The organism is Candidatus Ruminimicrobium bovinum, from assembly GCF_902760015.1.
GTDB lineage: Bacteria > Elusimicrobiota > Endomicrobiia > Endomicrobiales > Endomicrobiaceae > Ruminimicrobium > Ruminimicrobium bovinum.
In genome coordinates this window covers 1-2,316 of record NZ_CACWEU010000110.1, presented here as the reverse complement: position 1 = coordinate 2,316, position 2,316 = coordinate 1, and the positions used below count along the sequence as shown (strand labels likewise).

Annotated in this window: 3 protein-coding genes; all 3 read left to right on the top strand. The window is 34.1% G+C overall.

What is annotated here, in order from left to right:
• Window positions 1-458, top strand: a 458-nt coding sequence (locus tag ACMUOV_RS03975; RefSeq protein ID WP_413853820.1) for a phosphatidylserine decarboxylase, incomplete at its 5' end; no start/stop codon positions are given.
• Between the two features lie 92 nt (window positions 459-550).
• A complete protein-coding gene (gene pssA / locus ACMUOV_RS03970) occupies window positions 551-1,360 on the top strand; it encodes a CDP-diacylglycerol--serine O-phosphatidyltransferase (RefSeq protein WP_413853819.1) in 810 nt (269 codons plus the stop codon).
• Window positions 1,353-2,316, top strand: a 964-nt coding sequence (locus tag ACMUOV_RS03965; protein WP_413853818.1) for a 2-isopropylmalate synthase, incomplete at its 3' end; no start/stop codon positions are given. The genes pssA and ACMUOV_RS03965, both read left to right, overlap by 8 nt.

The following is a 2,316-nucleotide window of genomic DNA, read 5'->3' as shown; positions in this document are numbered from 1 at the left end:
TTAACGAAGATAAAAATTTTATTTTGTCACCGTGCAACGGAACGGTTATGGATGTTATTGAAAATGAAAACGGACAAACCGAGGTTAGAGTTTTTATGTCGGTATTTAATGTTCATTTGCAAAGGGCATCAATTTCAGGCACAGTAAAATCGGTTGAACATAAACCGGGTAAATTTTTAAAAGCACATTTACCGGAAGCTTATATTGAAAACGAACAAAATATTATAACTATAGAAAATGAAAACGGAACATTTATTATAAAACAAATTGCGGGTATTCTTGCAAGAAGATGTGTTGCTTGGGTAAAGCCCGGCGATGTTATAAAGCAGGGTGATAAAATAGGTGTTATTAAATTTAGTTCTCAGGTAGATTTACTTATGCCTAAAGGTTATGATGTTCGTGTAAAAGTCGGGGATAAAGTAACATCTGGGCTTAGTATATTTGCAGTGATAAAATAAAATTGCAAAGCAATTTTATTTTGGTTTATAGTTTGAGAATATAACCTGATAAACTAAAAATTTGTTTTACAAATTTTACATTGGAGTTTAAAATGCCTTCTTTAAGAAAAGGTTTATATGTTTTACCGAGTTTATTTACGGCAGGAAATTTAGCATCGGGTTTTTTGTCGGTAATATATGCCATAAACGGAAATATAAATGCTGCCGCATGGTTTATAATTCTTGCCATTTTATTTGATATGAGTGACGGCAGGGTTGCAAGGATTACCAAAACGATGAGTAAATTCGGTATGGAATTTGATTCTTTATGCGATTTGGTTTCTTTCGGTGTTGCACCTGCGGTTTTAATGTATCAATTGGTTTTAAATACAATGGCAAATGCAGGTATTGCAATTGCGGTTATTTTTGTTGTTGCAAGTGCTACACGGCTTGCAAAATTTAATGTAAAAGCAATGGAACCGCAAGATAAAACAAAATCAAAAAGTGATACTTTCTCAGGGCTTCCTACTCCTGCATCGGCAGGGCTTATTGCTTCTTTTGTTTTAAGTTACGAAATATTCGACGGAACTGTATTAAATTTTAAAACAATTCCTTTGCTTATGAAAAAAATGCCGTTTTTCTTTAATGCAATGCCTGTTATAATGTTGTTGCTTGCTTTTTTAATGGTATCTACCGTTCCTTACGGGGCATTTAAACATATTAAATGGACAAGACCGAAATCCATACAGGTATTTTTCTTGGCAATAGTTTTTATAGCGCTTATTTGCGCTTATCCTCAAAATACCATTTTTATAATTTTCTTACTTTATGTTTTGTCGGGTTTTGTTGTATTGCTTGTAAGGGGGCATAAAATAAGAAAAGCATTATCAAAATTTAAAAAAAAGGAAATAAATAATGATTAAAAAGAATAAAAAAGATACGGTAGTTTTTTTTGATACGACATTAAGAGACGGGGAACAATCACCGGGTGCAAGTTTAACTTTTCAGGAAAAGCTGCTTGTTGCACAGCAACTTGCCGCTATGAATGTAGATATTATAGAAGCCGGTTTTCCCGTATCAAGCCAAGGGGATTTCGAATCCGTAAAATCCATTGCACAGCAGGTTAAAGGTCCCGTTATTTGCGGGCTTTCAAGAGCAAATACAAAAGATATTACTACTTGCTGGAATGCAATAAAATATTCAAAAAAGCCGAGAATTCATACATTTATTGCAACGTCGGATTTGCATATAGAAAAAAAATTACAAAAAACAAGACAACAGGTTTTTGATATGGCTGTTGCCGCCGTTAAGCTTGCAAAAGGTTTTTGTGACGATGTGGAATTTTCCGCAGAAGATGCAAGCAGAAGCGATATAGATTATTTATGTTCAATTGTTGAAGCCGTTATTGATGCGGGTGCAACAACGGTAAATATTCCCGATACGGTAGGTTATGCAATACCGTCTGAGTTCGGTAAACTTATTGCAACGATAAAACAAAGAGTAAAAAATATAGATAAAGCCGTTATAAGCGTTCATTGTCATAACGATTTGGGGTTGGGTGTTGCAAATTCTTTGGCTGCAATAGAAAACGGTGCAAGGCAAATTGAATGTACCGTAAACGGTATAGGTGAACGTGCAGGTAATGCCGCAATAGAAGAAATTGTAATGGCAATAAAAACAAAACCTTTATTTTATCCCGTTAATTACAATATAAAAACAAAAGAAATATATAAATCAAGCAAATTGGTTTCAAATTTAACCGGAATTACGGTTCAACCGAATAAAGCTATTGTCGGTATAAATGCTTTTGCACATGAATCGGGTATTCATCAGGACGGAATGTTAAAAGATAAAAGAACTTACGAAATTATGTCTCCGC

Coding starts and splice junctions, on each gene's coding strand:
- pssA (WP_413853819.1), top strand. CDS start 551: ATGCCTTCTTTAAGAAAAGGTTTATATGTTTTACCGAGTTTATTTACG.